This window comes from Butyricicoccus intestinisimiae (assembly GCF_018918345.1).
GTDB classification, from domain to species: Bacteria; Bacillota; Clostridia; order Oscillospirales; family Butyricicoccaceae; genus Butyricicoccus_A; species Butyricicoccus_A intestinisimiae.
Genome location: NZ_JAHLQI010000003.1, coordinates 131347 through 158184 on the forward strand (window position 1 = coordinate 131347; position 26838 = coordinate 158184).

The 26838-nt window shown below is 52.8% G+C and carries 23 protein-coding genes, 4 tRNA genes and 1 riboswitch; of the genes, 11 read left to right on the forward strand and 16 right to left on the reverse strand.

The window, feature by feature from the left end:
* Nucleotides 1–187 precede the first annotated feature (187 nt).
* Complete coding sequence (locus KQI75_RS07150) at nt 188–1153, reverse strand: sugar phosphate isomerase/epimerase family protein (protein ID WP_216470055.1); 966 nt, start codon at nt 1151–1153, stop codon at nt 188–190.
* A gap of 65 nt (nt 1154–1218) precedes the next feature.
* Nucleotides 1219–2397 (reverse strand): Gfo/Idh/MocA family protein, encoded by a 1179-nt coding sequence (locus KQI75_RS07155; RefSeq protein ID WP_216470056.1) that lies wholly within the window; start codon nt 2395–2397, stop codon nt 1219–1221.
* A gap of 276 nt (nt 2398–2673) precedes the next feature.
* Between KQI75_RS07155 and KQI75_RS07160 the strand changes: the two genes are divergently transcribed.
* A complete protein-coding gene (locus KQI75_RS07160; RefSeq protein WP_216470057.1) occupies nt 2674–3552 on the forward strand; it encodes a helix-turn-helix domain-containing protein in 879 nt (292 codons plus the stop codon).
* Nucleotides 3553–3861: 309 nt separating this feature from the next.
* On the opposite strand, the gene KQI75_RS07165 is transcribed toward KQI75_RS07160, so the two are convergent.
* The 11 genes from KQI75_RS07165 to KQI75_RS07215 all read right to left on the reverse strand — a co-directional run bounded on the left by KQI75_RS07165 (nt 3862) and on the right by KQI75_RS07215 (nt 12588).
* Complete coding sequence (locus KQI75_RS07165) at nt 3862–4899, reverse strand: sugar ABC transporter substrate-binding protein (RefSeq protein WP_216470058.1); 1038 nt, start codon at nt 4897–4899, stop codon at nt 3862–3864.
* A 401-nt stretch (nt 4900–5300) separates the two neighbouring features.
* On the reverse strand, nt 5301–5657 hold the full coding sequence (gene spoVAE / locus KQI75_RS07170) for a stage V sporulation protein AE (RefSeq protein WP_216470059.1): 357 nt from the start codon (nt 5655–5657) through the stop codon (nt 5301–5303).
* Complete coding sequence (gene spoVAD / locus KQI75_RS07175) at nt 5658–6689, reverse strand: stage V sporulation protein AD (RefSeq protein ID WP_216470060.1); 1032 nt, start codon at nt 6687–6689, stop codon at nt 5658–5660.
* Between the two features lie 10 nt (nt 6690–6699).
* Entirely contained in the window at nt 6700–7143 is a 444-nt protein-coding gene (gene spoVAC / locus KQI75_RS07180) for a stage V sporulation protein AC (protein WP_216470061.1), read from the reverse strand.
* A 107-nt stretch (nt 7144–7250) separates the two neighbouring features.
* Nucleotides 7251–8693 carry a glycogen synthase GlgA gene (gene glgA, locus KQI75_RS07185; RefSeq protein ID WP_216470062.1) on the reverse strand — a complete coding sequence of 481 codons (1443 nt, stop codon included), beginning with the start codon at nt 8691–8693 and terminating at the stop codon, nt 7251–7253.
* A 243-nt stretch (nt 8694–8936) separates the two neighbouring features.
* The gene (locus tag KQI75_RS07190) at nt 8937–10259 is read right to left on the reverse strand and encodes a zinc ribbon domain-containing protein (RefSeq protein ID WP_216470063.1); all 1323 of its coding nucleotides are present in this window, start codon (nt 10257–10259) and stop codon (nt 8937–8939) included.
* A gap of 265 nt (nt 10260–10524) precedes the next feature.
* Nucleotides 10525–10923 (reverse strand): hypothetical protein, encoded by a 399-nt coding sequence (locus KQI75_RS07195; protein ID WP_216470064.1) that lies wholly within the window; start codon nt 10921–10923, stop codon nt 10525–10527.
* A gap of 95 nt (nt 10924–11018) precedes the next feature.
* Complete coding sequence (locus KQI75_RS07200; RefSeq protein WP_216470065.1) at nt 11019–12221, reverse strand: RtcB family protein; 1203 nt, start codon at nt 12219–12221, stop codon at nt 11019–11021.
* Between the two features lie 65 nt (nt 12222–12286).
* Nucleotides 12287–12372 (reverse strand) — tRNA-Leu (locus tag KQI75_RS07205).
* A gap of 44 nt (nt 12373–12416) precedes the next feature.
* Nucleotides 12417–12502, reverse strand: a tRNA-Leu gene (locus tag KQI75_RS07210).
* Between the two features lie 3 nt (nt 12503–12505).
* Nucleotides 12506–12588 (reverse strand) — tRNA-Leu (locus KQI75_RS07215).
* 248 nt (nt 12589–12836) lie between these two features.
* Between KQI75_RS07215 and KQI75_RS07220 the strand changes: the two genes are divergently transcribed.
* From KQI75_RS07220 to KQI75_RS07265, 10 genes are all read left to right on the forward strand, one after another.
* The gene (locus tag KQI75_RS07220; RefSeq protein WP_216470066.1) at nt 12837–13253 is read left to right on the forward strand and encodes an RrF2 family transcriptional regulator; all 417 of its coding nucleotides are present in this window, start codon (nt 12837–12839) and stop codon (nt 13251–13253) included.
* Nucleotides 13254–13313: 60 nt separating this feature from the next.
* Nucleotides 13314–13901, forward strand: coding sequence for an NADH peroxidase (locus tag KQI75_RS07225; RefSeq protein ID WP_216470067.1), 588 nt, complete (start codon nt 13314–13316; stop codon nt 13899–13901).
* 155 nt (nt 13902–14056) lie between these two features.
* On the forward strand, nt 14057–16636 hold the full coding sequence (locus KQI75_RS07230) for a calcium-translocating P-type ATPase, PMCA-type (protein ID WP_216470068.1): 2580 nt from the start codon (nt 14057–14059) through the stop codon (nt 16634–16636).
* Nucleotides 16637–16740: 104 nt separating this feature from the next.
* A riboswitch (FMN riboswitch) is annotated at nt 16741–16868 on the forward strand.
* Nucleotides 16869–16998: 130 nt separating this feature from the next.
* Nucleotides 16999–18108, forward strand: a complete 1110-nt coding sequence (gene ribD, locus KQI75_RS07235; protein WP_216470069.1) for a bifunctional diaminohydroxyphosphoribosylaminopyrimidine deaminase/5-amino-6-(5-phosphoribosylamino)uracil reductase RibD — start codon at nt 16999–17001, stop codon at nt 18106–18108.
* Nucleotides 18109–18112: 4 nt separating this feature from the next.
* On the forward strand, nt 18113–18766 hold the full coding sequence (locus KQI75_RS07240; RefSeq protein ID WP_216470070.1) for a riboflavin synthase: 654 nt from the start codon (nt 18113–18115) through the stop codon (nt 18764–18766).
* 15 nt (nt 18767–18781) lie between these two features.
* Nucleotides 18782–19990, forward strand: a complete 1209-nt coding sequence (locus KQI75_RS07245; RefSeq protein WP_216470071.1) for a bifunctional 3,4-dihydroxy-2-butanone-4-phosphate synthase/GTP cyclohydrolase II — start codon at nt 18782–18784, stop codon at nt 19988–19990.
* A gap of 32 nt (nt 19991–20022) precedes the next feature.
* Nucleotides 20023–20484 carry a 6,7-dimethyl-8-ribityllumazine synthase gene (ribH, locus tag KQI75_RS07250; protein WP_216470072.1) on the forward strand — a complete coding sequence of 154 codons (462 nt, stop codon included), beginning with the start codon at nt 20023–20025 and terminating at the stop codon, nt 20482–20484.
* 260 nt (nt 20485–20744) lie between these two features.
* The gene (locus KQI75_RS07255) at nt 20745–22328 is read left to right on the forward strand and encodes a glucose-6-phosphate isomerase (RefSeq protein ID WP_216470073.1); all 1584 of its coding nucleotides are present in this window, start codon (nt 20745–20747) and stop codon (nt 22326–22328) included.
* Between the two features lie 242 nt (nt 22329–22570).
* Nucleotides 22571–22912, forward strand: coding sequence for a hypothetical protein (locus tag KQI75_RS07260; protein WP_216470074.1), 342 nt, complete (start codon nt 22571–22573; stop codon nt 22910–22912).
* Between the two features lie 88 nt (nt 22913–23000).
* Nucleotides 23001–24125, forward strand: coding sequence for a polysaccharide deacetylase family protein (locus tag KQI75_RS07265; protein WP_216470075.1), 1125 nt, complete (start codon nt 23001–23003; stop codon nt 24123–24125).
* A 90-nt stretch (nt 24126–24215) separates the two neighbouring features.
* Here KQI75_RS07265 and KQI75_RS07270 read toward each other — a convergent pair.
* The 3 genes from KQI75_RS07270 to glpK form a co-directional block, all read right to left on the reverse strand.
* A tRNA-Arg gene (locus KQI75_RS07270) sits at nt 24216–24292 on the reverse strand.
* 122 nt (nt 24293–24414) lie between these two features.
* Nucleotides 24415–25284 carry a YitT family protein gene (locus KQI75_RS07275; protein WP_246566488.1) on the reverse strand — a complete coding sequence of 290 codons (870 nt, stop codon included), beginning with the start codon at nt 25282–25284 and terminating at the stop codon, nt 24415–24417.
* Between the two features lie 35 nt (nt 25285–25319).
* A complete protein-coding gene (gene glpK / locus KQI75_RS07280) occupies nt 25320–26807 on the reverse strand; it encodes a glycerol kinase GlpK (protein ID WP_216470076.1) in 1488 nt (495 codons plus the stop codon).
* Between the last annotated feature and the right edge of the window lie 31 nt (nt 26808–26838).

Sequence of the window (26838 nt, forward strand, 5' to 3'; positions counted from 1 at the left end):
TATCACGCAAAAAGTAACATATTTCGCAATTTGTAACGGTCCGCAAAAGACACATATAGAAAACAAATGCGCGCGCAGCAGCAGACTGGCATTTTATTCCTCAAAACAATATCTGTCGATGCATAAAAAACAGACAGAGCCAATAAGGCTCTGTCTGCCTCTATAGAAATATAAGAAAAGAAAAATGTTACTTGCTGATGGTAGCCTTGAGTGCATCAATGGAGGTTTCCAGACCAGCCTCCACAGACATGGTCAGGTCTTCCATCTCCAGAGATACATAACCGTTATAACCCATCATGCGGCAAACCGAGAAGAATTCCTTCCACCACTGCAGGTCACGGCCGCAGCCGACAGCTACATAGTTCCATGTGCGATCCTTAGAGCACTCTACCGGCAGATTCTCCAGCAGGCCGTCTACGTCAACATTGTAACGCTCCGGACGAGCGTCCTTGCCGTGTACATAGAAAATCTTGTCGCCCAGTGCGCGAGCAGCTGCAATCGGCTCTGCGCCCTGAATCATCAGGTGGGACGGGTCAAGGTTCAGACCCAGTACGTCGGAATCTTCGCCGACTACTTCACACAGCTTATTGAAGGTGCGAACGTTGTGAACCAGTGCGCCCGGGAACTCCTCGATGGCAATGCGCTTGACACCGTTTTCCTTCGCGATGCGGCAGGTTTCCTTCCACCATGCAGCAGCGGTCTCCCACTGATACTTAACGCCTTCCTTCATGTAAGAGAAGCCGTCAAAATCCGGCCACGAAACGGTAGATACGAACCAGTTCGGGGTCTTATCACCCGGTGCGCCTGCCGGCAGACCGGACATGGTAACAACGGTGTCAACACCCAGCTTGCCAGCCAGAACCATGGTATCACGCATGGTCTTGGAGTGCTCATGCCCCATCGGGGTGTCGATCAGCGGGTTGCCGGAGCAGTTCAGCGCGGAGATCTCCAGACCACGGCTCTTGATTTCCTTCAGGAATGCTTCGCGCTTTGCGTCATCGTTGATATACTCCTCTGCTGACTCGATAAAGTTGCAGCCGCCCCAGCCGCCAGCAGTCAGCTCAACAGCGTCCAAACCGTAAGCAACGACCTTGTCCAGCATCTCAGTCAGCGGGATCTTGCCAAATACATCGGTACAAATAGAAAGTTTCATCGGTATATCCTCCAAATTTTGAGAAGCTATCGGGGGCAATTGCCCCGATAGCGAATCTATCAATCTTACTTTACGTCTACCCAAACAGCGCCCTTATCAGCGGACTCTGCGCAAGCATTGATCCACTTGATGCCGTCGATGCCGTGCTCCAGATCCGGATAGATCACGTTCTTCACGGTTTCCTCATCGCCGCGATCCTTCGCAGCCATAACAACTGCAAAGCGCTTGTACAGGTTGGACCAAGATTCAATCAGACCGGTGTAGTGCAGCGCACCCAGACGCTCATCTTCCTGTGCCATCGGATCCAGATAATCCATGCCGCGGTACAGCAGCTGCTCCGGCTGACCCTGTACCTGATACTTAACAACGTCCGGATGCATGTCGTTCCACTCCAGAGAAGCCTTGGAGCCTACGATGCGGATGTGCTGGGAGGACATGTCACCGGCGTTGACACAGGAGCACCACATACGGCCAACTGCACCGTCTTCGTAACGCATCAGCACGTAAGCGTTGTCTTCCAGCGGGTAACGGGAACCAACGAATGCCTGACGGTCACACAGAACCTGCTTCAGCTTCTGATCCGGGCAGATGAGCTGAGACATGTAATAGGTATGGGTGGACAGGTCGCCCAGAACGAACGCCTTGCCTACCTTGGACGGATCTACGCGCCACTTCTGACCCTCAGACTTTACGTCACCTTCCGGATCGCAGCCAAAGCCGTGTGCATAGCGCAGGTCGATCATGTTGATCTTGCCCAGCTTGCCGGAGGTTACCATCGCGCGCATCTGCTGCAGCAGTTCGAAACCGGAGAAGCCATAGGTTACAGCAACGATCTTGCCCTTTTCCTCAGCCAGCTTCTTGATTTCCTCACCCTGCTCTACTTCAAAGAACAGCGGCTTCTCACAGATAACGTGCAGGCCAGCTTCCAGCGCAGCCTTGGTTACTTCGTAATGCAGGAAGTTCGGAGTTGCTACGTCAACCACTTCGATGCCGTCCTCGCGCTTTGCCTCTGCTTCGAACATGGTCTTGTAATCCGGATAGCAGCGATCCTCATCCATGCACAGGTTGCGGCCGAACTCCTTGCAGCGCTCTGCGTCTACGTCGAATGCAGCAGCCTTCAGAACGAAAGAGGTGTTGTCGCGCATTGCGCCCAGACGATGCTTGTAGCCTACCTGAGAGGTCTTGCCTCCGCCTACGATACCCCAACGGAACGGTCTGTCAATCAATTTCTCGCCAATGTACATAATAGTTACTTCCTTTCCTGTTTCTCGCTTTGTTTTAAAATAACTTGAATGGTCTCAACAAATTCAGAACACTTTTGTTTGGATTATTGCGTGTTTGCTTTTTCTCCCAAGCGAACAGTATCGTCATTTTCAACAAACATTCATGTGTTTATTTGTCATTTTTGTTTCTTGTGTTCTTTCTGAAACTAGTATAATCTAAGAAGTGTAAATGGTAAATACGCGTGGTTGCTATAGAGTTCATCGTATTTGCTTTGAAAGAAATCGAGGTGCAAAAAAATGAAAAGTGTTGATCCAGGCATTCTCCCGCAGTCCCATTGCTCGACGTTTCAGCCGTCTGAGTTCGCACGGAAGAACCTGATTTATATGACTTGGTGCGGGCATTACTACTGTACCGGACAATATTACATGGATCGGGATAGCTATCCGGAAGCACTGCTTCTGTTCGTGCGAAACGGCGAGATGGATGTCAAATACAACAACAAGGCGTATACCATTCACAAGGGTGATGTCCTTCTGCTCGACTGCGTCAATCCGCACTACTACCGTTCTCACGACGGAACCGAATTCGTTTACATTCACTTTGACGGCGGCAATTCTCACGCGCTCGTCGACTATGTGATAGAATTAAACGGCGGTCCGGTATTCCGTCAGGACGAAAATATGGAGATCGGCAAGGAATTATATGAAACTGCGCTCATACACGAAAAAGGCACAGTACAGCCGCCTTTATATATTTCTACATGGATTACGCAACTTTTATACAAGCTTTCCCTGTCTGCGGTGCCGCCAATCGAAGAAAACGCGCCCATCAGTGAAGCCATTCGTTATATTCTCGCGCATGTCGGAGACCCCATCACGCTAGACGATCTGTCTCAACTGACAAACTTCAGTCCGTACTATCTATCGCATCTGTTCAAGAAGCAAACTGGCTACTCCCCCTCCGAGTACATCATCAACACGCGTCTGGAAAAAGCACAGCGCCTGCTGACGCACAGCCGAAAATCCGTGGCAGAAATCGCGTACGAAGTCGGCTACGGCTCCGCGAGCAGCTTTATCAACGTGTTCACGCGAAAAGTCGGCTGCACGCCGAAAACCTACCGCACGCAGCAGCAGAGCGGCAACGTACTCGCCAGCAACGACATCGAAATTTTCTAAACGCAAAAGACCGAAGCAACTGTGCTCCGGTCTTTTTCTGTCGAGAGTTTGCGCCAAAATTGCGCGGTTCTGCTTTTTATTTATCGGTCTTGCTTTTGCGGTTTTCCCACATAAAAAGCAGCCGCCGTCATCCTCATCGGGGAATGAGGATGACGAACAGCTGCTATGCCGCGTTGGTTTGGCTGTTCTAAAATCCCAAGCGAACAGTCAAAAAATCAAACGTCGAGATGCAGGTTCTAAGAGAATGAGCCTACCATGAAAAGAGAAAATTGAATTATCTGATTGTTAAAAAATGGAGAAGGATACCGATTACATGTAATCAGCTACGTTGTCCTTGGTTACCGGCTCAAACGGAATCCAGAAAATCGAATCGCTGTAATCCTTGCCGGAAGTATCCAGTGCACCGAGTTCTTCCATACCAGTGCCCAGCTTCTTGCCGTTAATCATGTTGTCCGCAGCAATGACCGCGCCCTTGCCCTGTCCTACCGGATTCTGGAATACGGTCATAGCCATATCTCCGTCCTGAACAGCCTTTGCGCCGTCAGCCGTGCAGTCGATACCAACGATCGGGAAGTTGATTTCCACACCGGCATCCTTGCACGCTTCTATTGCACCCAGTGCCATGGCGTCATTGTTCGCAATGATGCAATCAAATTCCTTGCCGGAAGTCAGCAGCGGCTGAATCATTTCCTGTGCAGTCGGACGGTCATAGTCCGCAACAACCGGAGCGGAAGCCTCTACCGGATTGATGCCATTGTCCTTGAGCGCCTTGATAACGCCTTCCGAACGCTTGGTGGTAGAAACCTGACCCAGTGTGCCCTGAATCATCAGGTACTTCACTTCCTTCTGACCCTTCTGCTTGAAGTAGTTTGCCAGATATTCGCCCTGATAGTAACCGGAGGTGTCCTCATTGGAACCAACATAGGTTACATTGTCCGCTGCCAATTCGGAATAATTCGTAGGCGGACGGTTTACAAACACAAGGTTCTTTTCGCCCACTGCATCAATCAAAGACTGCGTGCCGTCTGCGTCAACCGGCAAACAGATAACCGCTTCCGCGCCGCCATTTACTGCGGTTTCGATGTACTGGATCTGCTTGGACGAGTCGTTCTGCGCGTCCTGCGATACAATCTTATAGCCGAGCGGTTCTGCTTCCGCTACCATTGCTTCTTCAATCGACGACATAAACTCATCGCGGGACGCCATAACGAATGTCAGTTCCGTCAGACCGCCGCTGTTGGAAGCAGCCGAACCGGTATCCTTCGAACCGGAACCGCCGCAGCCTGCCAGCGCGCCGGCACATGTCACACCTGCCATCAAAATCGCCATTGTTCGCTTCAGTTTCATCCTTGTTTCCTCTCTTTCTGTTGAGTCACAGATTCATTGTTGCAATGAATAAGGAGTTTCCAATCTCCGCCGCGGCATGTGCAGAGAAGATTTCTCCTTGCAAAGCAGTTACTTTTTTGAACTGTCTTTCTGTTGCACCTATCATACCAAAGAAACGCGATGGTGAACATACGCTTTTTTGTCTCTTTATTCATCGTTTTTGTTATTTTTAGTAAGATTGTTATATTTTTCGCATACTTTTTATCAAATTTGCCATTTTATTCACCTTTTTTGTCATATATTTCTTTATGCAAAGTCTTGCATTTCATTATTCTTTGTCTGTTTTTTGTTTGTTTTCCTCGCTTTTATCCATTATACACGAAAATCAGCTTGTAATTTTTTACAATATTCCAATTCTGCTTTCAGCTTTTATCCGCCGGCTGAAACAAAATTGCGGTGCACAGGCCGAAAAACACGGCAGCAGAAATGCCCCCTGCCGCCGCTCGAACACCGCCGGTAAATGCGCCGAGCAAGCCCTGCTGCGCCACCGCCTGTCTGACACCTTCCGCCAACGTGCAGCCGAATCCCAGCAGAGGCACAGTCGCGCCTGCACCCGCCCACTGCTTGAACGGCTCATATATCCCTATCGCGGTCAGAACCACACCGAGCACCACATAAGAAGTCAAAATACGCGCCGGTGTCAATCGGGTCTTGTCAATCAAAATCTGGCTCAGCGCGCAGATAGTCCCTCCTGTTATAAACGCATAGAAATATTGCAATTAGGACTCACCCTTTCCCACGTGTTCCAATACAGCAGCATGGCAGATGCCGGGAATGCTCTCTCCCTGCTGTACGCTGGTCGGGCTCATCAGCGCTCCAGTCGCCGCGACAATCACGCGCCGCAGCTCTCCCGCCGCCAATTTCGGCAAAATATGCGCGCACAACACGGATGCCACACAGCCGCAGCCCGAGCCTCCCGCATGGACATCCTGTTTCTCCGAAAACAGCAGAATCCCGCAGTCCTGATGCTTGTCCGCCAGCACAATGCTGTCGTCCTGCGCCATCGTGCACAGCAGCCGCGAACCGACGCGCCCCAAATCACCGGTATAAATGACATCATAGTCCCCCGGATGCGTGCCCGTATCACTGAGCAGCGTGCGAATGGTGTTATATGCCGCCGGTGCCATAGCCGCGCCCATGTTATTGGCATCGGTCACACCCAAATCGCAAATTTTCCCAAAGCAGGCATGCGTCAGGTGCACGGACGCCTGTACGTCTGCATGGCTTAAAATACAGGCGCCCGCCGCCGTTGCCGTCCATTGGGCAGTCGGCGTGCGCTGTCCGCCATAGGCGAGCGGAAAGCGGTACTGCCGTTCCGCCGTACAAAAATGCGAGGATGCCGCCGCACACACGCGCTGGGCATAGCCGCCGTCAATCATACAGCCTGCCAGCAGCAGCCCTTCTATCATTGTCGAACACGCACCGTACACGCCGAGATATGGCACCTGTGTGCTGCGCGCCGCATAGCTGGATGCAACACACTGACCGAGCAAATCGCCCGCAATCATCAAATCCAGTGCCAAAACCGGCAGACCGCATTTGTTCGCCGCCAGCCGCACAGCAACCTGCTGCATATGCATTTCTGCCTTCTCCCATGTCGCTTCTCCGCACATGGTATCCGGAAACAGTTGGTCAAACTGTGCGCCAAGCGGCCCTTCCTGCTCTTTTTTTCCGCCGACAGCTGCCCACGCGGACAGCATCGGCGGCTGTTCAAAGGCAATCGTGCTCACTCCCATTCGTTTTCCTATCATGATGACCTCCTCACGCACCGCCGAATATTGCCAGCACAACGCCATACACGATAGACGCACTGATGCCGTACACGAGCACCGGTCCGGCGATGGTAAACATCTTTGCCGCCGTGCCGAGCACCAAGCCCTCACTTTTAAATTCCAGCGCCGGCGCTGCAACGGAATTGCTAAATCCTGTAATCGGCACCAAGGTTCCCGCTCCCGCATGTTTGGCGAGCTTTTCATACACATGCAGTCCGGTAAGCAGGGCAGACAGCGCAATGAGTGTGATAGATACGGCTGTGCCTGCGTCGCTTTCATCCAGTCCCGCCATTTGCCAAAAAACAAGAATGCCCTGTCCCAACGCACAGATGCCGCCGCCGACGGCAAACGCCCACAGCATATTCTTTCCAAGCGGTGATTTTTTGCAGCTGCGCTGTATCATTTGGTTGTACTGTTCCGGTGTCGGCTGCATACCAATCCCTCCGTTTCTCTGCATTAGTATGCACCGCTTTCCGGCGATCCATGCACAAAAAAGTGACTGCGGCAATTTTGCCGCAGTCACCCAAACAATTTCTTATTTTACAGCAGAGAATCGTACAATTCTTCGTAGATTTTCGCGGACGCCGTCCACGAGTAATCCTTTGTCATACCGCGCTCTACCATCGCCTTCCAAGCATCCGGTTCGTCATAGAATACCTGTTCCGCATAGAAAATGGTATTGAGCATCTCATCCGCATTGTAGTTTGCAAACGAGAAACCGGTGCCTGTCTGTTCAAACCGATTGTACGGCTGTACCGTGTCGCGCAGACCGCCGGTTTCCCGCACAATCGGAACCGTGCCGTAACGCAGAGAAATGAGCTGTGTCAAACCGCACGGCTCAAACCGCGACGGCATCAGCATCGCATCCGCTGCCGCATACACGCGGTGTGCGCGTGTTTCATTGAACAGAATGTTCGCGGATACCTGTCCCTTTCTCGTCCACTCATAGTAGCGGAACAGATTTTCATAGCGCGGATCGCCTGTGCCGATGATTACCAGCTGTACGCGAGAGGTCAGCAACCGTTCCATGACCCATTCGACAAGATCCAAGCCCTTCTGATCGGTCAGGCGGGTAATCATGGCGATCATCATGACATCCGGATCTTCCGGCATGCCCAGCTCGCGCTGAATCGCCAATTTACATGCCTTTTTGCCCTCCTCAAAGGTGGTTTCGTCGTAGTTTTCCGCAATCATTTTGTCGGTTGCAGGGTTGTACAAATCATAATCAATGCCGTTTACAATGCCCCACAGCGAATCTGAGCGGGCATTGAGCAGACCGTCCAGACCTTCGCCATAATACGGCATGCGAATCTCATTCGCATAAGTGTTGCTGACCGTGGTAATGCGGTCTGCGTATACCAAGCCGCCCTTGAGCATGTTTGCATCCCGATGGAACTCCATGCGTCCCAGTGTAAATACATGTCCCGGCAGGCCGGTAAAGCGCCGCATGGTCTGAATATCCCAAACGCCTTGGAATTTCAGATTGTGCACGGTCATAATCGTGCGGATGCCGCGGAAGAACGGGTTATCCTGGAACATTTCATGCAGGAATACCGGAATCAGCGCCGTCTGCCAGTCGTGGCAGTGGATAATATCCGGACGGAATCCAATGACCGGCAGCATAGACAGCACAGCCTTGGAGAAAAAGCTGAATTTCTGAATGTCCCACAGAATATCGCTGTACAGCCGCTCTCCCTGGAAGAAATGTTCATTGTCGATGTAATAATAGCGAATGCCGTCAAACTCACAGGTCATGATACCGACATAGAAATTTCCCAGTTCTCCCAAATCCATGTAGAAGCTGTCGAGATAGGAAAATCTGCTGCGATACTTCTGCGGAATGCTGGTGTAATCCGGAATGACTACGCGCACATCGTATTTGTCTTTATCCAAAGACTTCGGAAGCGCTCCGACAACATCCGCCAAGCCGCCCGTCTTGACAAACGGCACGCACTCCGATGCTGCAAACAATATATTCTTCATAATAGATTCCCTCCATTCGGGTGAAACAAGCAGTTCCCGCCTTTGTTCTTCCCTCCATATAGCTGCGCATATCTCGCAGACATTGCATCATACTATTTTATTCTATTATAAGATACCTGTTCAGCATTGTCAACGGATACAAGCGAGCAGCTGTTAAAGTTTTTGTGCATTTTCCCGTCTTTTCCGCATTTTAATACACACATCGTCGACTTTTGTGCACAAATATGAATTTTTATTCCGATATCAGCCCTTTGCCTCGCTGTCTGACTGTCCGTAGGAAAATCCCACATCACCGCTGCCGGAGCCGGTATCTGCCGCGCCGCCGCTGTTGAGCGCCATCACACAGGCGCCTACCGCCAACGCAAACAGCAAAATAACAATCACGACAACCGCCGCAATGCCGCGGCCGCTGATCAGCTGCTCCGGACCGTCATCCTCGTCTTCCAAATCCGCCTTCCGTTTGATGCGGTTGCGTCTCGGCGGCTTCTCCATCGGCGGCTGTTCTACCTGCTCCGTTGCGACAAAATCCGTCGGAATCGGAATATCCGGAATGCTTTCCACCTCTACCGGCTGTTGTTCCACAGCATCCTCAAAGACCGACTCGTCCACTTTGTGCTGCGTCTGTTGCTGTTCGATTGCCTGTTTGATGTCTTCCTTCGCCAAAACCTGCGTGTATGCTTCGCTCTCTATCGGCTGTGCGTTCTCCGCCTCTTGGACAGGCTGGCTTGTCTGCTCCGTTTCATCCGGTTCTCGAACGGACTGGCTTGTCTGCTCCGTTTCATCCGGTTCCGGCTCAGCCTGCTTTGCCTCCTGTATTTCTTCCTTCGAGATGATGCGCGTCGGCTGCTGCGCATAGGCATGCATCGCCTGATGAATGTCCTCGCGGGCAATCGCGCGCGTATACCCTTCATCTTCGATTTCATCCGCTTCCGGCGGCATCTCGCGGCCGCTCTCCGCCATAACTTCCTGCACATATTGTTTCAGCAGCTCGTCGGTATCCTGCTTGTCTTCTTGCGGCTGTACCGCCGGTTCCTGTTTCGGTGCCTGTTCCCGCTGCGCCAATATTTCCTGAATATCCGCCGCAAATACCTTCGTCTCGTCTTCGATCTCCGGCTGTTCCGGTGCTGCGGTCTCCCGCTCCGCCGGCCGTGTATGCTCACTGGTCATGACGTCCTGCACATACTGCTGCAGCTCTGAATCCTCGTCCGGTCGTGCCTGTTCCATCGCACGCGCAAGATCCTCTCGCGAGACGGCGCGGGTGTACTCGTGCTCTGCCTGTTCCCGCTCTCCCAATTCCTCGTCAATCACCTGACCGATTTCATCCTGCAATCCCTCTGGCATGTACTCTTCTGCCGGATCCGGAACAAAATCCTTTCCAAACGAAATGTGCTGTGTTGCATCCATACCGCTTGCGTCGCTCTGTACATACCCCTTTGGAACGGCGATGGTAAAATCATCCTCCGTCGAAACATGTTCGTCTTTTTTCGGCGCCGCAGTCGGTGCACCGCAATAAATACAGTACTTGGTTCCGTCTGCCAGCTGTTTTCCGCATCGGATGCAATACATACACATCTCCTCCTTTTCCTATCATTGAATTGGTTCTATTATACGGCATCTCAGAAACAATGACAAGTTTTTCTGACAGGATGCGTCATATACAGCAGCATATGCAGCGCATGCATACAAAAGAACCCCGAACGTTTCCGCTCGGGGTTCCTATATCAAAACATGAAAAAGGTAGGGACGGGACCAAACAGCGCGTGCGCTGTTGTCCTTAGTATACCAAAACTTCTCCCGTTTCATTTGCTGCAATTATGACGGTTTTGTAAAATCAAAATCCGCTGACTACGCCGATAATCAATCCCGCCAAAATGCCAATCGTCATGACAACGGCACTGAGCAGATATGCACTGCTCTGTTCCTTTTGCGCGTGCAGCTTTTGAAACATGCCGCGAATCAGAGCCACAATGCCAAACAGCGCAAGGAGCACAAAGGCAATACATCCCGCCGCCATCGCCATGGACTCCGCCGTCAGAACACGCGCAATCAGCATGATAATACCCGCAGACAGACAAATCAGGACAAATGTGACAATCGGCAGTCCGCCTGTCCGGCTCGAAAGGTCCGGAAGATTTTCCAACGGATCTTCTTCCAATCGCTCCGGCTCAACCGGCTTCGTGTCTTCTTCTACCAGCTTGACCTGATAGTTCTTTTTTATTTCCGGCTCCATCTTCATCTCATCTCCTATTTATATGAATATATGTAGCATATCACAGGATACACCGCACTGTAAAGCGTTCCGTGTCGAGATTCACAAAACATTCATTATTCTGCCGCTTTATAGTTGTACACCGGACGAATGCGCCGAACAATTTCCGCTGTCGGTGCAATCTGTTCCACAATTTCATCCATGCTTTTATACGCCATCGGCGATTCATCCAATGTATCACGCTGGACGCAGGTTGTATAAATACCGCGCATGGACTGCTGAAACTGTTCCAGCGTCAGGGTCTTTTTCGCATCCGCGCGGCTCATCAGACGGCCTGCACCGTGCGGTGCCGATTGATTCCAATCCTCGTTTCCCTTCCCGACACAAATCAAGCTGCCGTCCCGCATATTGATCGGAATGAGCAGCCTTTCGCCCCGCTTTGCGGACACACTGCCCTTGCGCAAAATCATCGCATCGGTATCAATATAGTTGTGAATGGTTGAGAACGCGTCAACACAGGTCAACTGCATGTTTTGTAAAATGGTCTGCACCATTGCCTGCCGATTGCAAACCGCAAACTGCTGCACTAGCTTCATATCATGGATATAATCCGCAAACAGATCTCCCGTGACATACGCCAGCTCCTGCGGAACATCCGGCGCATAGTCCCGCTTGATTTCCGCTGTCACCTGCGCAATATCCCGCTCACGCCCCTGCGCCTTGAGCTGCCGCATCGCCTCCTGCACATGCGGGCGGCATCTGTGCTGCAGCGCCTTCCAACCGGCTTTCTGGTAAAAATTCGCGGTCTCTACGCCGAGATGGCGGCTTCCCGCGTGTACCACAAGATACAAGGTGCCATCTTCGTCGCAGTCGATTTCAATAAAATGATTGCCGCCGCCCAGCGTACCGATGCTGCACTGCGCCCGCTTGCTGTCTATTTGCCCGGCACAGCGCAAGTCTTGCAAATTGATTTGCTTTGCCAGCGGATGCGCAGCCGGGCGCACAGCACGCCCTGATGGAATGTATGTGCGGATGACGCGATCCAGCGCGTCAAAATCAATCTGCGTTTCTCTGAGCTTGACGGTTTCCATGCCGCAGCCGATATCTACGCCGACCATGCCCGGCACCACTTTATCCGTCAGCGTCATCGTCGTGCCGATGGTACAGCCTTTGCCCGCGTGCGCGTCCGGCATAATGCGAATTTTCGCATCGGCGAACGCTTGCTGATCGCAAACCATTTGAATTTGCTGCCGCGCCTGCGGCTCCAAGGTCTTGCAAAAGCATTTTGCCGTGTTGTGTGCTCCGTGAACGACAATCATGTTACCCCTCCTATCGTACAAATATCCAGATATAGCAAAAAGACCTTAACTTTCGTTAAGGTCTTTGGTGCAGATGGAGGGACTTGAACCCTCACGTCCTTGCGAACACTAGCACCTGAAGCTAGCGCGTCTGCCATTCCGCCACATCTGCATGGCGTCTCTTCTTTTGTTGCACGACCGAGACTCAATCGTGTTTGGTGCAGATGGAGGGACTTGAACCCTCACGTCCTTGCGAACACTAGCACCTGAAGCTAGCGCGTCTGCCATTCCGCCACATCTGCAAATGGTGCGACTGGCCGGACTTGAACCGGCACGGTTGCCCACACGCCCCTCAAACGTGCGCGTCTGCCTATTCCGCCACAGTCGCATGTATGAGTTGTCTGAGCAACTTGAGGGAGAAATACCGAAGCATTTCTGTCGCATCTCTCAGCGACGATTAGTATTATACCGCGCCCACAAACAAATGTCAACTGTTTTTTCGATTTTTTCGAAAAAAATTTGCGCGGAAATTTTTCTAAAATAATTTCAAAAATAATAACTATTACTACTTGACATTCCGCACGAATCTGCTATACTGTAGATGTCGAAAGACAAAAGACCTTCCGGAGGTGCAGCATGCGAATCACGCATGAGGCGGATTACGCAATCCGTATTATGTACTGTTTGGCTGAGCGAAATCAGACGATCAGTGCAAAGCAAATTTCAGATGACAGCGGGGTTCCTTCTCGGTTCGCCCTGAAAATCCTGCGCAGGCTGACGCAGGCCGGTCTGACAGAGTCCTTTAAGGGTGTCAGCGGCGGCTACCAGCTCGCCCGCGCAGCAGACCATATCTCTCTCGGTGAGATCATTGAGGTAATCGACGGTCCGATTGAAATCAACCACTGCCTGAGCAGTGAATTTGACTGCAGCCGCGTGCAGCAAAAAAATGAATGCACATTTCACCGGCTGTTCAGCGCAATCAATCAGGATATCCGCAGCAAATTATATGACCTGCCTCTGTCACAGTTCGTGCCGGAGAAAAATCAGGCATAATAATTATATTTTGAGTTCAAACACACGATACTATACTATATTATTTAGGAGGATATGATTATGGCTAAGTTTGTATGTACTGTATGTGGTTATGTGTACGAAGGTGACGCAGCTCCGGAGCAGTGCCCGGTATGTAAGGCACCGGCTAAGATGTTCAAGGAAGTAGCTGGCGAAATCGAGCTGGCAGCTGAGCATGAGTACGGCGTATACGAAAAGACCGTTGCCAACAACGACAACGTTTCCGCTGAGGACAAGGAATATATCCTGGAGCAGCTGAAGGCAAACTTCAACGGCGAATGTTCTGAAGTTGGTATGTATCTGTGCATGGCTCGCATCGCACACCGCGAGGGCTATCCGGAAATCGGTCTGTACTGGGAAAAGGCTGCTTACGAGGAAGCAGAACACGCTGCTAAGTTCGCAGAGCTGCTCGGCGAGACGCTGGAGCCGAACATGAAGGCAAGCACCAAGGAGAATCTGGCATGGCGCGTTGACTGTGAGTACGGCGCAACGCAGGGCAAGTTCGATCTGGCTAAGTGCGCAAAGAAGAACGGTCTGGACGCAATCCACGATACCGTTCATGAGATGGCTCGCGACGAGGCTCGCCACGGCAAGGCTCTGGCAGGTCTGCTCAAGCGTTACTTCGGCTAAGTCCGATTGGTTCGCGTATTATACCCCCAATTTTACACGCAATACGATCTCCCGCCGGATCTTCGGCGGGAGATTTTTGTTTTGTCCTCTTCATTATGGCGCCTGTCATACTCCCCGCTCTCCTTTCATACACTGGAGCAAAGGGAGGGATGTCTATGACCGGAAGCGGCGGACTGAGCAGCGCACAAGTGCAGGCGTCTCGACAGCAGCACGGCTGCAATCGTCTATCTGAATCCAACGAAAACAAGTTGCTTTCTCGTTTTCTTTCGGGCTTTTCCGACCCGATCATTCGCATTCTGCTCATTGCGCTGTGCATCAATCTGTTATTTATGCTGCGCGGTGCGCCGTGGTTTGAAACCGCGGGCATTGCCGCCGCAGTGTTTTTGGCTACGTTTATATCCGCCCTGTCAGAGTACGGCAGCGATGCGGCGTTTCGCCGGATGCAAACAGAAGCTGCCAACGTGACCTGCCGTGTGCGGCGCGACGGCGGCCGCATCGTTGTCATTCCCGCGGATGATGTCGTGTGCGGCGATTTGATTTTGCTGCAGGCAGGAGAGAGCATCCCTGCGGATGGAGTTCTGCGCGAAGGCCAAGTGGATGTCAATCAATCTGCACTGACCGGCGAAAGTCACGACTTACACAAAACACTCGATGCAGAATTGCTGCGTGGCAGCGTTGTTACATCCGGAGAAGGCATCATGGAAGCCACTGCTGTCGGCAGCAAAACTGTATACGGCAGCATGGCGCAGCAATTGCAGGAGGACACGCGCGAAAGTCCGCTGCACGTTCGTCTGGATGCCCTCGCAAGTACCATCAGCAAGCTGGGCATAGCAGCCGCAGTTCTCGTTGCGGCGTCAGACCTGTTTTTGTGTTTGATTGTTCAGGGCGGCATGCGGCAGCACGCAGTGTTTATCTTGCAGCACGTCCTGCACGCCATCACGCTGGCAGTGACCGTGCTCGTTGTCGCCGTGCCGGAGGGTCTGCCGATGATGATAACCGTTGTGTTGTCCTCCAATATGCTGCGCATGATGCACGACCATGTTTTGGTTCGCCGCCTGACCGGCATTGAGACCGCCGGAAGCATGAACATCCTGTTTACCGACAAAACCGGCACACTGACCTCGGGACAAATGACCGCAGAGACCGTATTCTCCGGTGACGGCACGCGATTTGACGGGATGCAGTCTCTGCGCCGGCATGCATCGGCACTGTTTGGGCAAATCTATGCGGATTGCCGGTATAATACCGGCGCCACGCTGTCTGTAAGCGGCATAGCAGGCGGCAACGCGACTGACCGCGCGCTGCTGCGCGCGATTGCGTCATTTGACACCGGACGCGCAGAACCCGCCTGTCAGCGCATCCCCTTTGATTCCAGCCGAAAATATGCGGCGGTTCGTCTGCCTCAGCGGGCACAAACCTTGGTGCGCGGCGCACCGGAACTGCTTCTTCCCCGCTGCTCGCACTATCTCACGCCGGACGGTCTGGTGCGCCCCTTTTGTTCCCATGCGTTATCTCGCATCATACATGAGCAATCGGCGGCAGGCGGGCGGTTACTCGCTATGGCAGTCACTGACCAAGCCGTATCCGAAACACATCTGCCGCACGGCATGACCCTGACAGCCCTGCTCGTTCTGCACGATCCCCTGCGCCGCGAGACACCGCAGGCGATTCACCAGCTAGCGCAGGCAGGTATCCGCACCGTCATGCTGACCGGCGACCATCCGGATACCGCGCGTGCCATCGCCCAACGATGCGGCATTCTATCCGATGCCCACCCACTGATAATAGACAGCCGGCAATTGCACGCTTGGTCAGAGCGTGAGCTTATCCAAAATTTGCCCAAGCTCGCCGTTGTGGCGCGGGCACTGCCAACAGACAAAGTGCGGCTGATTCAGGCGTCACAGACCGCTGGACTCGTCACGGGCATGACCGGAGACGGCGTCAACGATGCGCCTGCCCTCAAGCTCGCAGACATCGGTTTCGCCATGGGCAGCGGCACCGCCGTTGCCAAAGAAGCCGGTGATATTGTCATCACAGACGACAATCCGGCATCCATCGCGCACGCCGTGCTGTACGGACGCACGATTTTCAAAAGTATTCGGAAATTTCTGGTCTTTCAGCTGACGATGAACCTTTGCGCCGTCGGCGTATCTATCGCCGGACCGCTCATCGGTATTGACACGCCGGTCACCGTCATGCAAATGCTGTGGATCAACCTGATTATGGACACACTGGCAGGCTTGGCGTTTTCCGGAGAGCCGCCGCTGCAGGAATATATGCGCGAACCGCCCAAGTGCCGCGAGGAACCCGTGCTCAACCGATATATGAAAAGTCAGCTTATCTGGACGGGCAGTTATACCATTGTTTTATGTATTATATTTCTGCGCGCCGCACCCCTTCGCCGGTTTTTCAGCTATGCCGCCGATCCCATTCGATTTTTAACCGCATTTTTTACGCTGTTTATCTTTTGCGGCATTTTCAACGCCTTCAATGCGCGCACGCACCGGCTGCATATCTTGGCACACATCCGGCGCGATCCGCTGTTTCTCAGCATCATGACAGCGGTCTCCCTCGTGCAGCTCGGACTGATTTATTACGGCGGCGCCCTGTTTCGCACGACACCGCTGCCGCTATACCAATTGTGCGCTGCAGCAGGTCTCGCGCTCACCGTGATTCCCGCGGATTTGCTGCGCAAGCTGTGGCTGCGGGCAGCCGGACGCGAACGAAATTTTTGACGGATTTTCCGCAGTTTGTTTCGGCTAAAATTTTTGTAACATGCAGAAAATCTATTGCATTTTGTCCATGCGTGTAGTATACTTGTACTTGTCAAGAAAATAACATTGTTCTTCGGGGCAGGGTGCAATTCCCTACCGGCGGTACAGCCCGCGACCCGCTGGAAGCAATTCCGCGGCCGATCCGGTTTGAGTCCGGAGCCGACAGTCACAGTCTGGATGGAAGAAGATACAATCGAGACATGTTACAATGTCTCTTGTTTGTTTTGCCCTGTTTCACGCACATGCGTAAACAGGCTCTTTTTGTTTTGTGCGCCCTGTTTGATGCATTTCAAGCGGGGCTTTTTGTTTTGGAGTTGATAAAAATGTCTGAAATCACGCAGCGCGATGTGCAGTATATGCGTCATGCGCTGGAGCTTGCCAAGCGCGGCGCCGGACACGTCTCTCCCAACCCGATGGTCGGCGCGGTCATTGTCAAGGACGACCGCATCATCGGCGAGGGCTGGCATGAGCATATTGGCGGTCTGCATGCAGAGCGCAACGCATTTAAAAATTGTACGGAGGACTGCACCGGCGCTACCATTTATGTGACACTGGAGCCGTGCTGTCACTGGGGGCGCACCCCGCCGTGCACGGACGCCATTTTGGAGCACAAGATTGCCCGTGTCGTTGTCGGCTGTCTGGATCCGAACCCGCTCGTCGCCGGAAAGGGTCTGCGCATTTTGCGTGACGCCGGTATTTCTTGTGTTTCCGGTGTTCTGGAAAACGAATGCCACGCCGTAAACGAGGTGTTCTTCCATTACATTACGACCAAGACCCCATTTGTCGTGATGAAATACGCGATGACGCTGGACGGCCGCATTGCCGCGTACACCGGAGATTCCAAATGGGTGACCGGCGAAACGGCGCGGCTGCACGTACAGGAAACCCGCAAGCGCCTGAGCGGCATTATGGTCGGCATCGGAACCGTGCTCGCAGATGATCCCATGCTCAACTGCCGCATCGAAACCGGCGTCGATCCCATTCGTCTGATCTGTGACAGCCAACTGCGCACACCGCTGGACAGTCAGCTTGTGCGCACCGCAAAGGACATTCCGACTTGGATTTTCTGTGCACACGCACAGTCTGACCGCGCTGCAGCGCTGGAAAAAGCCGGCGTTCGTGTCGTCTCCCTGCCGGATGCCGACGGCAAGCGCGTAGACCTGCGCGCTGTGATGAATTACCTCGGCGAACAGCAGGTTGACAGTGTATTGCTGGAAGGCGGCGGCACGCTCAACGGCGAAGCCCTGCGGCTCGGACTTGTCCACAAAGTACAGGCATATATTGCCCCGAAGCTGATCGGCGGCGCAAGCGCACACGGCCCTGTCGGCGGCCCCGGCATTGCAAAAATGGCAGATGCGCTGCAGCTGGCTGATTTAACTATTACACGGCTGGGAGAGGATATTCTCATCGAAGGCCGCATCCGAAAGGACTGAAGCTATGTTTACCGGAATTGTCGAAGAAGTCGGTGAAATCACCGGTCTGCGGCAGTCAGCAACCAGTACGGTTCTCGGCGTTCGCGCCAGCACGGTTCTCGGCGGCACGAAGCTCGGTGATTCCATCGCCGTCAACGGCGTTTGTCTGACCGTGGTTCGCCTCACCGGAGACGGATTTGAAGGTGACGTCATGCCGGAGACCATGCGCCGCACCAATCTGGGCGCCCTCAAGCCGAAATCCCGCGTCAATCTGGAGCGTGCGATGGCGGCGGACGGCCGATTCGGCGGACACATCGTTGCCGGACACGTGGACGGCACCGGAACCATTACAGATTTATCTCCGGAAGGAAATGCCGTTTGGGTGACAATTGCCGCCCCGTCCAGCATCCTGCACTACATTGTAGAAAAGGGCTCGATTACGATTGACGGCATCAGCTTGACGGTGGCTTACGTCGATGACCGCTGTTTTAAGGTCTCGATTATCCCGCACACCGGTCAGGAAACCACTCTGCTGACCCGCAAGCCCGGCTATGTCGTGAATCTGGAATGCGACATTGTCGGAAAATATATTGAAAAGCTAATGAAACCCGCGCCGGAAGCGGACAAGCCGTCCGGCGGCCTGACCGCCGATTTTCTGTCGGCACACGGGTTTCTCTGACAGGAGGATATAAAAATGGCTGATTTTGCAACCATTGAAGAAGCTCTGGACGCCCTGCGTGCAGGCAAAAACATTCTGGTCATTGACGATCCGGATCGTGAAAACGAAGGCGACATCATCTGTGCCGCACAGTTTGCAACCACAGAAAACGTCAACTTCATGGCAACCTATGCCAAGGGTCTGATCTGTATGCCGATGAGCGGCGAATACTGCGACAAGCTGGGTCTGCCGCCGATGGTCGAACAGAACACCGACAACCACGAGACCGCGTTCACCGTAGCCATTGACCACGTGAACACCACCACCGGTATTTCCGCCGAAGAGCGCGGCTATACCGCCCGCGCAACGGTTCTGGCAAACGCCAAGCCGTCCGATTTCCGCCGCCCGGGTCATATGTTCCCGCTGCGCGCACGCGAAGGCGGCGTGCTGATTCGCTCCGGCCACACCGAAGCTACCGTGGATTTGTGCCGTCTGGCAAATCTGGAGCCGGTTGGTCTGTGCTGTGAGATTATGCGTGAGGATGGCACCATGATGCGCACGACAGAACTGATTGAATTCGCCAAGGAACACAATCTGGTTATGATTTCCATTGCCGACCTGATTGCTTACCGCATGCGCGACAAGGACGAAGCCCTTGTAGAAGAAGTTGCTTGTGCGGACATGCCGACCAAGTTTGGCCATTTCAAAATTCACGGCTTTATCAACAAGGTTTCCGGCGAGCATCACGTTGCCCTGACCATGGGTGATATCGCAAACGGTGAGCCGGTTCTGTGCCGTGTTCACTCTGAGTGCCTGACCGGTGACACGTTCGGCTCCAAGCGCTGCGACTGCGGCGAACAGCTGGCGGCTTCGCTCAAGGCAATCAACGAAGAAGGCCGCGGTCTGCTGCTGTATCTGCGTCAGGAAGGACGCGGCATCGGCTTGATTAACAAGCTGCGCGCTTATGAACTGCAGGAGCAGGGCTACGATACCGTAGACGCGAACATCAAGCTCGGCTTCCCGGCTGATATGCGCGAGTACGGCATGGGTGCACAGATTCTCGTTGCCCTCGGCGTACAGAAGCTGCGCCTGATGACCAACAACCCGACCAAGATTCACGGCCTGTCCGGCTACGGTCTGGAAATTGTCGAGCGCGTGCCGATTCAGATCGCTGCAAACCCTGTCGATGCGTTCTATCTCAAGACCAAGCAGGAGCGCATGGATCACATGACCGAATATAAGTAAACTTTGACCGTTTATTCAGGAGGATATCAAATATGAAACTGTTAGAAGGAAATGTAGTAGGCACCGGCCTGAAGGTTGGTATTGTAGCTGCCCGCTTCAATGAATTCATCGTAGGCAAGCTGGTCAGCGGCGCACAGGACGCACTGGTTCGTCACGGCGTATCTGCGGACGACATCGAAATCGCTTGGGTTCCGGGCGCATTTGAAATCCCGCTGATTGCACAGAAGATGGCAAACTCCGGCAAGTATGACATGGTTCTGTGCCTCGGCGCTGTTATCCGCGGTTCGACCTCTCACTACGATCTGGTTTGCAACGAGTGCGCAAAGGGCGTTGCACAGGTTTCTCTGTCCGCCGGCATTCCGGTTCTGTTCGGCGTCGTTACCACCGACACCATCGAGCAGGCTATCGAGCGCGCAGGCACCAAGGCCGGCAACAAGGGCTACGACGTTGCTTGCTCCGGCATCGAGATGGCAAATCTGATCCGCAACCTGTAAGTTTCTCATATGATATATACGCCCCGCATGCGCCCCAGACACGCGCTGTGCGGGGCGTATTTTATTTCTTGCTGTTATACAAAAAAACTGTCGATTTTTTTGTAAGTTTTCCATAAGTTTTCCATAATATTACACAAATCACCCTAGCATATTTCCGAAAAGTATGATACACTATAAATAGTCTCTTGTGAGATATTTCACAAAGCACAAGAGACCATGGTTAGGAAGAGATTTTTTTTGGAAAAGGTGGAACAAACATTATGGTCACTTGGAACAATTTAGACACGCTCGCAGCATTCAGCAAGCTGATTCAGTTGAAGGACTGCGTGAATATTGCACGGGCAATGACGGGGGAAAACGGCGCTGCACGTGTTAAAAAATATAGTGCACCGATGGCGGCAGGTCTGCACTTCAATTATGCCGCAAAGCAGGTGAATGACGACGTTCTTGCCGTGCTTGCGGAGCTCGCAAAAGAAACCCAAGCCATTGACAAATACAAGGAGCTGCTGAGCGGCGCCGTCATCAACACCGGCGAAAAGCGCCTTGTGCTGCATCAGCTGGCACGCGGTCAGCAGTGTGATGCTGTCATCGCAGACGGTGTGGACAAGCGCGAATTCTACGTGTCGCAGCAGAAGAAAATTGCTGCATTTGCCAAGAAGGTACATGCCGGTGAAATCACCAACGAAGCCGGCGAGCCGTACACCACCGTCGTTCAGATTGGCATCGGCGGCAGCGACCTCGGCCCGCGCGCCATTTATCTGGCTCTGGAAAACTGGGCACGGGTACATGACACGCTCAAGATGGAAGCGAAATTCATCAGCAACGTTGATCCGGACGATGCAGCAGCCGTGCTCCAGTCGGTAGACATTGCACACACGCTGTTTATCGTTGTTTCCAAGTCCGGCACCACGCTGGAGACGCTGACCAACGAGACATTCGTCAAGAACGCCATCAAGAATGCCGGTCTGGAGGTCTCCAAGCACATGCTGGCTGTCACCAGCGAGACATCTCCGCTCGCCAAGGGCGCAGATTATATGGCCGCGTTCTTTATGGATGACTACATCGGCGGCAGATATTCTTCTTCTTCCGCAGTCGGCGGCGCGGTACTGTCGCTTGCCTTTGGTCCGGAAGTTTTCGCTGACATTCTGGACGGCGCAGCAGAGACTGACAAGCTGTCTCTCAACGAAAACATTTTGGAAAATGCCGCTCTGCTCGATGCTCTCATCGGCGTATACGAGCGCAATGTACAGAATTATCAGTGTACCGCTGTTCTGCCGTATTCGCAGGCACTCAGCCGCTTCCCTGCTCATTTACAGCAGCTGGACATGGAGTCCAACGGCAAGTCCGTCAACCGCCGCGGCGAGCCGATTCATTACGCAACCGGTCCGGTAATTTTCGGTGAGCCGGGCACCAACGGTCAGCACTCGTTCTATCAGCTGCTGCATCAGGGCACAGATATTACCCCGCTGCAGTTTATCGGCTTCAAGAACAGCCAGATCGGCATGGATGTCACCATTCAGGGCAGCACAAGCCAGCAAAAGCTGTGCGCTAACGTTGTCGCACAGATTGTTGCCTTTGCCTGCGGCAAGGACGATTCGGACAACAACAAGAAGTTCGAGGGTGGCCGCCCGTCCAGCATCATCATCGGTGACCAGCTGACACCGGCTGCGCTCGGCGCTCTGCTCGCACACTTTGAGAACAAGGTCATGTTCCAGGGCTTTATCTGGAATCTGAACAGCTTCGATCAGGAAGGCGTACAGCTCGGCAAGATTCTTGCAAAGCGCGTCCTCGCGCACGAGACCGACGGCGCACTCAAGGAGTACAGCGACCTGCTGGACATTTAACATCAGACAAGCAAAAAGGCGGTTCCGCGAGGAATCGCCTTTTTCTATTGTGCTACGTATTTTCCGACAATTGGCGGATTCTTACTTTATTTCTTAAGATTCCAGCTTATTTATTGACAATCCATATAATGCATGTTATTTTTTGTATATAAAATATATGCAACATTTCCAATCGTTTTCGCATTTTTGTCACATATCAGACATTACTTTCTATCGCTCACTTAGAAATGGAGGTTTGTCTTATGAAACTTATGAAACTTCGAAAGAAACTTCTTATAGCGGGAATTCTCGTCCTCGTTCTAATCGGCGCAGGTCTATGTTATCACAACTACCGTGCTGAGCATTCCTACTACGCTATGGGTGGTAAAGTAGTGGTAGCAGATAAGCAGATGTCTGGTTCTCAGCATTATATTGTGATCAAGGAAACAATCGATGCCTTGCAGCAAAAAGATTACTACTACACATTATCCTGCACAAAAGAACAATATGATCAGGTCAATGTCGGTGACACCGTATATTGCGAACGTTTTCAGAGTGCTGTTACCTATAAGGGAAACATCAATAAAATAGAAGTAATTAGCTGATGTCCCATCAATTGACCGTCTGATTTGACACGTTCCCGCCGCTCCGCTACAATACCTTTGTACAAAACCTACCAAAAGGAGAGATATTATGAACAAACAATGGCTTTGCGGCGTTGCCATACTGGGACTGTTCTGTTTATCCGGCTGTTCCGGTGCGCCGAGTGAAAGCGCCCAAACGGCGCAGGCGCAAAAGCAAGTGCAGTCTATTTCCCTGCGCGACAGCGAGCACACGGACATTCCGGTTCATACAGACGGCGTACAGCTTTCTGCACTGCAAATAGACGATGTGACCCTATTATCCTGTGCAGACGTACAGAAGGCATTCTCGTGGCTGAAATGGTCGGCGGACAGTGAAAACGTCACGCTGACCGACGAGAGCGGTCAGACACACGTGCTCTCGGCAAACGATGATTCGGTTCGCGTCATCAAAAACAGCGATGATTCCGTCTCGGAATGCTGGATTGACATACAGGTGTTGTCTGATGCGCTTTCTCTGCGGTATTTGAGCGACACGGAGAATCAGACGATGTATCTATCTCCCAAAATTGACACCGCGGCCATTCCGTCCGGCAGACAGGTTCCTGTTCTCATGTACCACGCGGTCTCTGACCAGACATGGGGCTTAGAAGGCTTATTCCTCTCCCCGCCCGATATGGAAGCACAGCTCAAATACCTGACCGAAAACGGCTACGACCCGATTTTCTTCTCGGATTTGCCGCATCTTGACCAATACAGAAAACCGGTGATTCTGACCTTTGATGACGGCTATAACAACAACTACACCGACTTGTATCCGCTGCTGCAAAAGTACAACGTCAAGGCGACGATTTTTGTCATTCCGTCCTCTGTCGGCGGGCAGTATTCGATGACTGCGGCACAGATTAAAGAAATGGCGGATTCCGGTCTGGTATCCATCCAAAGCCACACCCAAGATCACAAGGAGCTTGCCTCGTTGTCTGCCGACCAGCAAAAACAGCAGTTCGCGCAGTCTCAGCTGGCTATCGCCCGCATGACAGGGCGCATTCCCTCCGTGCTGTCCTATCCGTCCGGAAGCTATGACAGCAACACGCTGTCTCTTGCGCCGGAATATTTTGACATGGCGGTGAAGTCCCGCGGCGGTCTGTGGACGGTGCAGAATAATTTCTTTGAAATTGACCGGTATCCGGTGTACCGCGACACTGGCATCCACAGTTTTCAAACGTTTATCCACTGAATAGAAAAAGCGAGGTGTTTGACACACCTCGCTTAAATTTTTACGCGGAGAAAAAAAATAAGGCAACTACTCGAAATCAAGTAGTTGCCTTGGTACGCCAGAAGGGATTCGAACCCCCGACCTTTTGGTTCGTAGCCAAACACTCTATCCAGCTGAGCTACTGGCGCATACCGTTTTGTTTTTTGCGTCATCCCTGACTGCTTGATTAGTATACCAAGTATTTGGCGTTTTGTCAACAATATTTTTAAGTTTTTTTAAAAAACATTTTCACAGCCTATTTTACAGCTTTTCAGGCGGTTTCTTCCTGTTCTGCTGTACCAGACGAGCTCTTAATATGTCTGCCGATAATCTCAGATACATCGCTGATCGTGACAAAGGCAGAGCCGTCGTATTCCTTGATGATGCGTTTGAGCTCATTGATTTCCAAGCGCGTCAGCACGCAGTACAGCACGACCTTCTTTCCGCTGATGAGTCCTTCTCCTTCGAGAATCGTGCAGGTGCGTCCCAGACGCTGATAAATCATGTCCGCCAGCAGGCCGGAATGATCCGTGATAATCATTGCCGCCTTTGCCTGCTCCAAGCCTTCTTCAACCATGTCGATGACTTTAAAGCTGATGAAGTATGTCAGCAGGCTGTACATCGCGCGATCCCAGCCGAACAGAAAGCCCGCCACAATATAAATCACAACGTTGATGCCGAAGATAATCTGACCGGTCGAAAAATTGCTGCGCTTGCTCACAATCATCGCAACCACTTCCGAGCCGTCCAGACATCCGCCGCTGCGCAGCACCAGACCAACGCCGACGCCCAGCAATACACCGCCGAACACAACCGCCAGCAGCTCCGAGCTGGTCGCGTTTTGAAATTCCGCAAACACTTCCAAAAATACCGTGAAAATCACCATGCCGTAAATGCCGCTGACAAAAAAGCGCTTGCCGAGCTGCTGAAATCCCAGCAGCAGGAACGGCAAGTTGAGAACGATAATAAAGATACTGATTGGCTGTAACGTCAGCTGATTTAAGATAATGCTGATGCCTGTGATACCGCCGTCCAGCACGGTATTCGGCACGAGGAATTCTTCCAGCGCAAACGCTGCCAAAATCGCTCCCGCCGTAATCATAAGGTATTGCAGCAAATAGTCTCGAATCAGTTTTTTCAATTGTCATCCGTCCTTTCTTGTATATGATATGATGCTTATGCCCAATCTCTGCAGCGCGACACGGCTTTTTCCCAGCCCGCCAGCTTCTTCATGCGCTGTGCGCTGTCCATTTGCGGCTGGAATGTGCGGGACACTGCCACGGTGCGTTTGATGTCCGAAAAATCCGCCCAGAATCCAACCGCCAATCCCGACAGAAATGCAGCGCCCATTGCGGTTGTCTCTACGCAGGCGGGTCGCGTCACGGGCACATGGCAAAGATCCGACTGAAACTGCATCAAAAAGTCGTTGGCGCTCGCGCCGCCGTCCGCACGCAGCGTTTGCAGGGCAATACCGGCGTCCTGCTGCATCGCACGCAGCACATCCGCCGTTTGATAGGCAAGCGATTCCAGCACCGCACGCACGACCTGTGCGCGGCTGGTGCTGCGCGTCAATCCAATGAGCATGCCGCGGGCATACGGGTCCCAGTACGGCGCGCCCAAGCCGGTAAACGCCGGCACAAAATATACCCCGCCCGTGTCCTGCACTGACTGTGCCAGCGCCTGGGTATCCGCCGACTGCTTGACCAGACCCATTTCGTCGCGCAGCCACTGAATTGCCGCACCTGCGACAAACACAGACCCTTCCAGCGCATATGTTATCTTTCCGTCTATTTCCCAAGCAACCGTCGTCAGCAGGCCGTTGTGGCTCTCTACCGGTTTGTCTCCGGTATTCATGAGCAAAAAGCAGCCGGTTCCATATGTGTTCTTGGCATTGCCCGGCTCAAAGCAGGTCTGACCGAACAGCGCGGACTGCTGATCTCCCGCCACACCAGCGATCGGAATCGGAGCGCCGAACAGCTGTGCCTCAGTCTCTCCGAGTACACCGCTCGACGGCACAACCTCCGGCAGCAGCTCCATCGGAATATCCAGCTCGCGGCAAATCGCCGCATCCCACTTGTGCGCGTGAATATCAAACAGCATCGTGCGCGCCGCATTGGTCACGTCTGTCACATGCCGCTTGCCGCCCGTCAAATTCCAAATCAGCCAGCTGTCCACCGTGCCAAACAGCAGCTCGCCGCGTTTGGCGCGGTGTCTCGCGCCCGTCACGTGATCAAGAATCCAACTGATTTTCGTCGCGGAAAAATAGGCATCCACGAGCAGACCGGTCGTCTTGCGGATATACGGTTCCAAGCCGCGGGTGCGCAGATCCTCCGCCATAGACGCCGTTCTGCGGCACTGCCAAACAATCGCCGGTGCAATGGGTTCTCCCGTCTGTTTATCCCAGACAATGGTTGTCTCGCGCTGATTGGTGATGCCAATGGCGGCAATCTGTTCGGGTCGGATAGCCAGCGCAGCAATCGCCTCCTGACAAACCGTGCGCTGTACCTCCCAGATTTCTCGCGCAGATTGTTCCACCCATCCGTCATGCGGATATACCATGTGCAGCTCACGCTGCTTCATCGCACGCACATTGCCCTGCTTATCAAATATAATACAGCGGGCACTCGTCGTGCCTGCGTCAATCGAAAGAATATACTGTTCCATGTTGTTCTCCCTAAAAAAACACGTCGGATAG

What these genes read in the sequence shown, in the direction of transcription:
- KQI75_RS07190 (WP_216470063.1), bottom strand. Translation starts at nt 10,259, where the DNA reads ATGTATTGCATCCGATGCGGAAAACAGCTGGCAGACGGAACCAAGTAC.
- KQI75_RS07245 (WP_216470071.1), top strand. Translation starts at nt 18,782, where the DNA reads ATGGCTGATTTTGCAACCATTGAAGAAGCTCTGGACGCCCTGCGTGCA.
- KQI75_RS07150 (WP_216470055.1), bottom strand. Translation starts at nt 1,153, where the DNA reads ATGAAACTTTCTATTTGTACCGATGTATTTGGCAAGATCCCGCTGACT.
- KQI75_RS07260 (WP_216470074.1), top strand. Translation starts at nt 22,571, where the DNA reads ATGAAACTTATGAAACTTCGAAAGAAACTTCTTATAGCGGGAATTCTC.
- KQI75_RS07265 (WP_216470075.1), top strand. Translation starts at nt 23,001, where the DNA reads ATGAACAAACAATGGCTTTGCGGCGTTGCCATACTGGGACTGTTCTGT.
- ribH (WP_216470072.1), top strand. Translation starts at nt 20,023, where the DNA reads ATGAAACTGTTAGAAGGAAATGTAGTAGGCACCGGCCTGAAGGTTGGT.
- glgA (WP_216470062.1), bottom strand. Translation starts at nt 8,693, where the DNA reads ATGAAGAATATATTGTTTGCAGCATCGGAGTGCGTGCCGTTTGTCAAG.
- spoVAD (WP_216470060.1), bottom strand. Translation starts at nt 6,689, where the DNA reads ATGATAGGAAAACGAATGGGAGTGAGCACGATTGCCTTTGAACAGCCG.
- KQI75_RS07200 (WP_216470065.1), bottom strand. Translation starts at nt 12,221, where the DNA reads ATGATTGTCGTTCACGGAGCACACAACACGGCAAAATGCTTTTGCAAG.
- KQI75_RS07165 (WP_216470058.1), bottom strand. Translation starts at nt 4,899, where the DNA reads ATGAAACTGAAGCGAACAATGGCGATTTTGATGGCAGGTGTGACATGT.
- spoVAC (WP_216470061.1), bottom strand. Translation starts at nt 7,143, where the DNA reads ATGCAGCCGACACCGGAACAGTACAACCAAATGATACAGCGCAGCTGC.
- KQI75_RS07220 (WP_216470066.1), top strand. Translation starts at nt 12,837, where the DNA reads ATGCGAATCACGCATGAGGCGGATTACGCAATCCGTATTATGTACTGT.
- KQI75_RS07155 (WP_216470056.1), bottom strand. Translation starts at nt 2,397, where the DNA reads ATGTACATTGGCGAGAAATTGATTGACAGACCGTTCCGTTGGGGTATC.
- KQI75_RS07195 (WP_216470064.1), bottom strand. Translation starts at nt 10,923, where the DNA reads ATGGAGCCGGAAATAAAAAAGAACTATCAGGTCAAGCTGGTAGAAGAA.
- ribD (WP_216470069.1), top strand. Translation starts at nt 16,999, where the DNA reads ATGTCTGAAATCACGCAGCGCGATGTGCAGTATATGCGTCATGCGCTG.
- KQI75_RS07255 (WP_216470073.1), top strand. Translation starts at nt 20,745, where the DNA reads ATGGTCACTTGGAACAATTTAGACACGCTCGCAGCATTCAGCAAGCTG.
- KQI75_RS07160 (WP_216470057.1), top strand. Translation starts at nt 2,674, where the DNA reads ATGAAAAGTGTTGATCCAGGCATTCTCCCGCAGTCCCATTGCTCGACG.
- KQI75_RS07230 (WP_216470068.1), top strand. Translation starts at nt 14,057, where the DNA reads ATGACCGGAAGCGGCGGACTGAGCAGCGCACAAGTGCAGGCGTCTCGA.
- glpK (WP_216470076.1), bottom strand. Translation starts at nt 26,807, where the DNA reads ATGGAACAGTATATTCTTTCGATTGACGCAGGCACGACGAGTGCCCGC.
- KQI75_RS07240 (WP_216470070.1), top strand. Translation starts at nt 18,113, where the DNA reads ATGTTTACCGGAATTGTCGAAGAAGTCGGTGAAATCACCGGTCTGCGG.
- KQI75_RS07225 (WP_216470067.1), top strand. Translation starts at nt 13,314, where the DNA reads ATGGCTAAGTTTGTATGTACTGTATGTGGTTATGTGTACGAAGGTGAC.